Annotated in this window: 6 protein-coding genes; 1 reads left to right on the top strand and 5 read right to left on the bottom strand. The window is 64.3% G+C overall.

The features are described from left to right. Positions 1–213: 213 nt before the first annotated feature. Together HMPREF2698_RS00850 and HMPREF2698_RS00845 are read right to left on the bottom strand one after the other, a co-directional pair. Positions 214–1,488, bottom strand: a complete 1,275-nt coding sequence (locus tag HMPREF2698_RS00850) for a deoxyguanosinetriphosphate triphosphohydrolase (protein WP_070561498.1) — start codon at positions 1,486–1,488, stop codon at positions 214–216. Positions 1,489–1,499: 11 nt separating this feature from the next. Further along, positions 1,500–2,084 carry a YdcF family protein gene (locus HMPREF2698_RS00845; protein WP_070561496.1) on the bottom strand — a complete coding sequence of 195 codons (585 nt, stop codon included), beginning with the start codon at positions 2,082–2,084 and terminating at the stop codon, positions 1,500–1,502. 44 nt (positions 2,085–2,128) lie between these two features. Here HMPREF2698_RS00845 and HMPREF2698_RS00840 point away from each other — a divergent pair, with 44 nt between their 5' ends. Then, positions 2,129–4,177, top strand: coding sequence for a TPM domain-containing protein (locus HMPREF2698_RS00840; protein ID WP_070561494.1), 2,049 nt, complete (start codon positions 2,129–2,131; stop codon positions 4,175–4,177). A gap of 985 nt (positions 4,178–5,162) precedes the next feature. On the opposite strand, the gene HMPREF2698_RS00835 is transcribed toward HMPREF2698_RS00840, so the two are convergent. The 3 genes from HMPREF2698_RS00835 to HMPREF2698_RS00825 are packed head-to-tail and all read right to left on the bottom strand — an operon-like array spanning position 5,163 to position 7,479. Next, positions 5,163–5,582, bottom strand: a complete 420-nt coding sequence (locus HMPREF2698_RS00835) for a hypothetical protein (protein ID WP_070561492.1) — start codon at positions 5,580–5,582, stop codon at positions 5,163–5,165. Next, the gene (locus HMPREF2698_RS00830; protein ID WP_070561490.1) at positions 5,582–6,100 is read right to left on the bottom strand and encodes a hypothetical protein; all 519 of its coding nucleotides are present in this window, start codon (positions 6,098–6,100) and stop codon (positions 5,582–5,584) included. The genes HMPREF2698_RS00835 and HMPREF2698_RS00830 overlap by 1 nt, the downstream gene beginning before the upstream one ends. After that, positions 6,100–7,479: a glycine--tRNA ligase gene (locus tag HMPREF2698_RS00825; RefSeq protein WP_070530241.1), complete on the bottom strand. Its 1,380-nt coding sequence runs from the start codon at positions 7,477–7,479 to the stop codon at positions 6,100–6,102. Before HMPREF2698_RS00825 ends, HMPREF2698_RS00830 begins: the two co-directional genes overlap by 1 nt. Positions 7,480–7,569 lie beyond the last annotated feature (90 nt).

Raw genomic sequence — 7,569 nt, 5'->3', positions numbered from 1 at the left:
CTTCTGAGGGCTCCACAGGAGCCGCACAGTTTACGGCCCGCCCGAGGCTAGGCCGCTCGTTTAACAACGAGTTGTCAGGTGCATGACGTCAAAGTAAACGGTGTTCAACTATCGAGTGACGGATATCTCCCGCTTCGCCCGGCCGTTGCGCACAGCACGGCCCTGCCCCACCTTCTGCCCGTGGGCAGGGTGCGCTGGTGCGCTAGCTCAGCCTTAGCTCAAGAAGCCGAAGAGCTCGGCGCTGCGCTGCGCCAGGCGCTCGAGGCGCGATTCCGTCATGGAGGCGATCTGGTCGATGATGGCGCGGTCACGCTCCAGGTCGGTATCGGCCTGCTTCCACCACAGGGCGAAGGTGGCATCGAGCGAGCCCGGCGCGCCGGCCACCAGGTAGTCGTAGACGCGGTAGATGCGCTCGCGCTGGCGGTCCTGGCGGGCCAGGTGGGCGGGCTCATCCATGACGTAGAGCACGGCGATGGTCTTGAGCAGGGTTACCTCCGCCACCGCGCCCGGCGGGACGGCGAGGTCACCGTTCATGCGGCCAAGCGGTTCGTCGTTAGCCGCGAGCGTGGCGGAGACGGTAGCGCCCACATAGCGGCCGACGAGCTCCGAGGTCATCTTCTTCAAGTTGGCATAAGAGCGCAGGGAGTAGTCGAAGTTGCCGATGGCATTGATGACATCCAGCTGGCGCAGGCGGTCGGCGGCCTCCAGGAGCTCTTCGGCAGTGCCGCCGAAGGCTTTGGCGCCCTTGTCCGCGAGGTTGGCCAGCTCCACCAGGTCCCACAGCACGTTCAAAGAGATGCGGCGGGAGATGATGCCGTCTTCGACGTCGTGGACGGAATAGGCGATGTCATCCGACCAGTCCATGACCTGCGCCTCCATGGATTTGCGCTTATCGCTATGCCCCTGGCGCAGCCACTCCAGAATGTCCACGTCCTCGTCATAGGCGCCGTATTTGCGGTTGGTGGTGCCATCCGGGTTGGTCTTGGTCCAGGGGTATTTGCAAGCCGCATCCAGCGAGGCGCGGGTGAGGTTCAAGCCATAGCTGCGCGGGCCCGCCGGGGTATCCAGGACCACCTTGGGCTCTAACTTGGCCAGGATGCGCAGGGTTTGGGCGTTGCCCTCGAAGCCGCCGAGGGCCACCTCGTTGAGCGCATTCTCGCCGTTGTGGCCGTAGGGCGGGTGGCCGATGTCGTGCGTCAGACCTGCCATGTCGCACAGGTCCGGGTCCAGCCCTAAGCCGGCACCGATGCTGCGGGCGATCTGGCTGACCTCCAGGGAGTGCGTGAGCCGGGTGCGCGGGGTATCGCCATCGCGCGGGCCCACCACCTGGGTCTTATCCGCTAGGCGGCGCAGCGCCGCGGAGTGCAGAACGCGGGCGCGGTCCCGGGAGAAGGCGCCGCGGTGTTCCTCTGATTTGAGCAGGGCCGAGCCTTTGGGGGACTCGGAGGCGAGGCGGGCGACGTCTTCTGCGCGATAGGAATAGCTCACGGGTTTTAAGTTTAGGCGGAGTCCTGGTCTTCCTGGGTCTGCCTCGCGCCAATGACGCGGTGGCGCAGGGCCTGGTTGGGGCGGATAATGCGCTCGATGCGGTAGAAGGCCGCGCGCACGCCTTCGGTGCGCTCCTCCCCCAGCAGGGTGCGCAGGCCCAGGTAGGCCAAGCCGCCGGTCTCGTGGGCAAGGTAGCGCCACCAGGGGATGGAGAAGCGCGGGGAAGGATAATAGGGCGTGCCCAGCACCGTGGCTGCAATCCCCTCTTGGCGGGCGATAAGGAAGGTGCGCAGGCGGTGGAGCGGGTCGGTGATGATGACGGCTTCGCTTACGTCAAGCTTCTCGCGCGCGGCGGCCAGCTCGCTGCGGGTGTCGAGGCCTTCTTCGAGGGCGGTGACGGTGAGGGGTGCGTCGTCAAGCATGCGCTTAGCCACCCCAGCTTCGGTGAACCTATCGCCGGGCAGCTTCCCGCCGACGGTGATGATGGGCAGGTCGTGCGCGGCGGCGTACTCGGCAGCGAAGCGCACGCGGCCGCGAAGGATGCGGGAGGGGCGCCCATCGTACTGTGCGGCGCCGAGGACAATAACGTACTTCACTGCCTGACCACTTTAGCGCTGTGCGGGAAGGTATCGTGGTGCGCATGACTACTGCTGCTCGTTTTGGTCGCGCCGCCCTTGCCGCTGTGGTGTTGGGGTTGGCCACTGCTAGCCCCGCCGTGGCGGCGGACTATGTTCTCGCCGCACCCGAGGCGGCCTCCATTAAGGACAAGGTGACGGATGAGGCGGGGGTGCTCTCGAGCTCGGAGAAGTCCGAGTTGGAGGACAAGATTGCCGCGCTGCAGCAGGAGAACCACGTGGTGATTTTCGTGGTCTTTGCCTCCTCGCTGCCGGAGGGCGCGGAAAGCTATGCGGGTGAGATTGTGCAGTCCAAGGGCCCGAATTCCGCGGCCTATGTGGTGGGCGTGGATGATTCCACCGTGGGCGTGCAGACGGGTAAAGACTGGCCGCGTGGGCGCCTGGATGCGATGTATGACGCGGCCTACGCCAAGCTTGCCGACGGCCGCCAGTTCGGCGCTTCCGCACTCGCGCTTGTCGACGCTGCCGCTTCCGGTTCTGCGGGGTCTTCTTCTGGCTCAGCTGGTTCATCCAGCTCTTCTGATTCCGATGGCTCCGGAGGACTGTGGCTGGCTGGCGGCGCGGGCGCGCTGGCTTTGGCGGGTGGCGGAATCGCGGTGGCCAACAGGCGCAAGACAAAGAAGGACTCGGAGGCCACTCTGGAATCCGCGCGCCAGATTGAGCCGGGCAATACCGCGCAGCTCGACCGCTTGGATATGGATACGTTGGAGAAACTGGCGCAGGAGGAGCTGGTCTCCACCGATGAGTCGATCCGCCGCGGCAAGGAGGAGCTCGACATCGCGGTGGCCGAGTTCGGTCCCGAGCGCACCCGCCCGTTTACGCGCGCGATGAACCACTCCACGCTCACCCTGCAGAAGGCGTTCCAGCTGCAGCAAAAGCTGCAAGATAACCTGCCGGAATCGACTTCGGAGCGCCGCCAAATGCTGGTGGAGATTATCTCCTCCTGCGGGCAGGCCGACGATGCCCTGGATGAGCAGGCGGCGGACTTTGCCAAGATGCGGGACTTGCTCATCAACGCCGGCTCCAAGCTGGATGAGCTGACCCAGCGCACCGTCGATCTGCGCGGGCGTCTGCCGCAGGCGCGCACGGCATTGTCCTCCCTCAGTGCTTCTCATTCCGAGGAGGCGTTGTCCTCGATTGCGGATAACCCGGAGATGGCGGAGGTCTCGCTCGACGAGGCCGAGAAGCTGCTGTCGCGCGGCCGCGAGCTGCAGTCCCAGCCGGCTGGGCAGCAGGGTCCGTTGGTGGGCTATATCCGCGATGCCGAGCATGCGCTCGAGGTCTCCGACCGTCTGCTCAGCGCCGTGGAGAATGCCGAGAACTCGATCACCGCGGCGCAGGATAACCTGCCGGCGCTCATCGATGAGGTCGAGGAAGAAATCGCCGAAGCACAGCAACTCGAGCAGCAAGGAAAGGCGCAGGGCTCCCCTGCCGATTGGTCCGCGCTGGAGTCGCTGCTCGTTCAGGCGCGGGAGGCGCTCAGTGCGGCTCGCCAGCAGGGCAAGGCCGACCCGCTGGGTCAGTACACCGCGCTGACGGCGCTCGATAGCAAGCTGGATGAGCAGCTCGATACCGTCCGCGAAACCAACGCCACCCGCGAGCGCCAGATTGCGCTCTACCGCCAGCAGATTGCCGCGGCCGAGTCCGCCATCCAGGCGGCGGAAGACTTGCTCTCCTCGCGTGGCCGCGTGGTGGGCCCGGATGCGCGCGTCGCGCTTGCCGACGCCTCCCGCCTCTTCGCCCAAGCCCAGAACTCCGCCTCCAAGGATCTGCGCGCGGCGCTCAACTTCTCCCGCGATGCCGCTTCTGCTGCGCAGACCTCGCTCAACCGCGCGAAGGAAGACCTAGAGGCTTATCGCCGCCGCGAGCAGCGCCGCCAGGCCACCGATGCCGCGGGCAACATCCTCACCGGCATGGTCATTGGCCAAATCCTCGGCGGCGGCAGCTCCCGTGGTGGCGGTTTCGGCGGCGGCTTCTCCGGTGGTGGAGGCTTCGGCGGCGGTGGCTTCTCGGGCGGCGGAGGCGGTGGCGGTTTCCGCGGCGGCTCCTTCTAGCCGCCCTCTCCTCTGCTCCGATTCCTCGCCTTCTCCCCTTTTCCGCCGGCGGCTCCCCCAGCCGCCTTCATACTTCTCCCCTGCCCGGCGCCTAGGCCTCGAAGCCCGCGGCCCACACCCGGCATCTCATAACCGGGGCGGTCCCGCATGGCATCTCACGAAAGGCAAGCGCCGCATTTCGCAAAAGGCGCCTTGCACAAGGCATCTTCCAGAAGGCGTTTTCACAGCTAAAAACGCCTTTTGAGCCCTCCACATGGCGTTTTCAGCCCCAAAGGCGCCTTTTGTCAGACGCCATTTGTCAGACACCATTTGTCAGATGCCTTCTGTCGGATGCCATTTGTGGGATACCGTCTGCCACATTTCCTGTGCACACATCGGGCGACTGGACCCCGGCCCGGTAGCCAGCCAATCAGTTCCTCGGATACGGGGTGGTGCACATACACGGTAGGTGGAACACGGTCATGCACATGGTTCTCGTCAAAAGGCTTCTCTCACAAGGTTGCAGTCAAACGGTTTACTTGGGGGAAAGTAAACCTTCTGCACCGAGCTAGATGGTTCGTTTGGGGGCAAACAAACCTTATGACTGCAACCATCTAACTAGAACCCTCTACTGGCATACCAAGCCGAGCAAGGAAGCTAGAAGAGCTCCCCTCCCTTCAATGAATCGCCCAAGTTTCCACGCCAGTTCTGGCTATATCGCGGAAGGTCCCTTTAGTTTGGTGCCTTTATTCTGGTCCCTTTGCCCAGTTAAGGGACCATCTATCAGGCGAAAAGCTGCGCCACATGGTCCCTTTGCACACATAAGGGGCCAAAGTAGAGGGACCAAACCAGAAGGACCATCTGTGGGAGAGCGGAAAGCAGGGCCGGTCAGGCAGCCAGCAAGAAGGCGAGGTGGGCTTAGGTGGGCAGACAGCTAAGCTCGCGAATGGGTTAGGCGCGCAAACGGTCGGCACCCCGGAAGGGTGGGTTAGGTGTAAAGGGTAGGTTAGGTGCGAAGGGGGCGGGTGGAGCCGTCGAGAAGCAGGCAACAGTAGCTGGTGAAGGCGGCGTCTGCGAGAGGGAGCTCGCCCACCGCAACCTCGAGGTCGCGGCCCCGCGGGGCGGTGCGGGCGACCTCGTTGGCGTCTGCGAGAGCGAGGATGCGGCGCTCGCGGCGGAATGGGTTCGTGCGCTCGAGCAAGTACTCGCGGCCCTGACAGACCGCACGCAGCTTTTTCACCGTGAAGCTGGTCTGCTCCGCCGAAAAGTCGGGCCCGCGCACAGTAAAGCTGCGCGCGCCCGGGATGTGTTCGAAGGCGATGGTGGCACCCGTTCCAGGCAGCAGCAGGCCCATCGGTCTCACGCGGGCGATGACCTCACCCGCGCCATTCGCCAACGCCCCGTCGCGCCACACCCAGCGCTGCATCAGAGCAGCACCACAACGACCGCGACGATGGTCAGCAGCACCAACGTCGCGATGATCGGGATAGCGGTGCTCTGCGTCCGCGCCTCCAGAATCACACGCGTAAACCAGCTCAGCGCCGCAATCTCCGAATGGTTGAGGTCATCGGAATCATCGCTCTTCTCGCCCTCAAACTCCAGGATGGCCTTACGCACACCCGAGTTCTTCGAGGAGAACTGCGCGATTTTCAGCCCGTCGTGGTCCTCAACAATCCAGTCGCCGCCGGCCTCGTTGATGAAGGCAAACGTGCGCCCATCCAGGGACGCCTCCAAGCGCTTATCGCGCTTGGGGTTGCCCGCCAGGCGGTAGACGCGGTCATCCTCCAGCGTCACCGACGCGCCCAAATCATCGAGCCCCAGGCGCCAGTGCGAACCTTCCACGTCCGCCGAGCGCTCCTGGAACATGCCCAGCGACGCCGGCCCCTCCCCCACGAGGAGCACCGGGTTCTTGCGGTCGCTGCGGTCCCAGCTGGTGTAATGCATTAGCAGCCGATCAGTCGAGCGGCCAGGTAAGCCTCAAGCTCATCGAGCTTGACGCGCTCCTGCTCCATGGAGTCACGCTCACGCACGGTGACCGCGTTGTCCTCCAACGTGTCGAAGTCATAGGTCACGCAGAACGGCGTGCCGATTTCATCCTGGCGGCGGTAGCGGCGGCCGATGGCGCCGGAGGTATCGAACTCCACGTTCCAGTTCGCGCGCAGCTTGTTCGCCAGCTCGCGAGCAGGGGTGGACAGCGCTTCCTTCTTCGACAGCGGCAGCACGGCCACCTTCACCGGTGCCAGGCGGCGATCCAGGCGCAGCACGACGCGCTTGTCGGTGCCGCCCTTGGCGTTGGGGGCCTCCTCTTCGTCATAAGCGTCAACAAGGAAGGCCATCATGGAGCGGCCCAGGCCGGCAGCCGGCTCGATGACGTACGGGGTCCAGCGCTCGCCGGACTCCTGGTCAAAGTAGGACAGGTCCTCGCCCGAGCCCTTGGTGTGGACGGAAAGGTCGTAGTCCGTGCGGTTAGCCACACCCTCCAGCTCGCCCCACTTGGAGCCCTTGAAGCCGAAGGCATACTCGACGTCCACGGTGCGCTTGGAGTAGTGGGAGAGCTTCTCCTTCGGGTGCTCGTAGAGGCGCAGGTTCTCTTCCTTGATGCCCAGATCGACGTACCAGTTGTAGCGGTCATCGATCCAGTACTGGTGCCACTCTTCGTCCTCGCCCGGCTTGACGAAGAACTCCATCTCCATCTGCTCGAACTCACGGGTGCGGAAGATGAAGTTACCCGGGGTGATCTCGTTACGGAAGGACTTACCAATGTTCGCAATGCCGAACGGCGGCTTCATGCGGGCCGAGGTCATCACGTTCTTGAAGTTCACGAAGATGCCCTGCGCGGTCTCCGGACGCAGGTAGTGCAAGCCCTGCTCATCATCGACCGGTCCGAGGAAGGTCTTGAGCAGACCGGAGAAGGCCTTCGGCTCAGTCCAGTCACCCGGCTGGCCGGTCTCCGGATCGTTGATGTCAGCGAGGCCGTTGGCCGGCTCGTGGCCGTGCTTTTCCTCGTAGGCCTCGATGAGGTGATCCGCGCGGTAGCGCTTGCCGGTGTGCTTGGATTCCACCAGCGGGTCGGTGAAGACCTCGACGTGGCCGGAAGACACCCACACCTGGCGCGGCTGGATCACGGACGTATCGACGCCCACGACATCGTCGCGGGACTGCACCATGTGACGCCACCACTGGCGCTTAATGTTCTCCTTGAGCTCGACACCGAGCGGGCCGTAGTCCCACGCAGAGCGGGAACCGCCATAAATTTCACCTGCCTGGTAGACCAAGCCGCGGCGCTTACACAGGCTGACGACGGTATCAATGACGGATGCCATAGCTAATGGGACTCCTCTGGTAGGGGACAGTCTTTATACAGTGCGACCTAGTTTAGCGCGCCCCCTGACACCGCGTGCCCTCACCCCGAA

The sequence above is a fragment of the Corynebacterium sp. HMSC072A02 genome, from assembly GCF_001810085.1.
GTDB classification, from domain to species: Bacteria; Actinomycetota; Actinomycetes; order Mycobacteriales; family Mycobacteriaceae; genus Corynebacterium; species Corynebacterium hesseae.
Note: the sequence above shows the minus strand (reverse complement) of the source record. Positions and strands in the feature narration are given on the sequence as shown.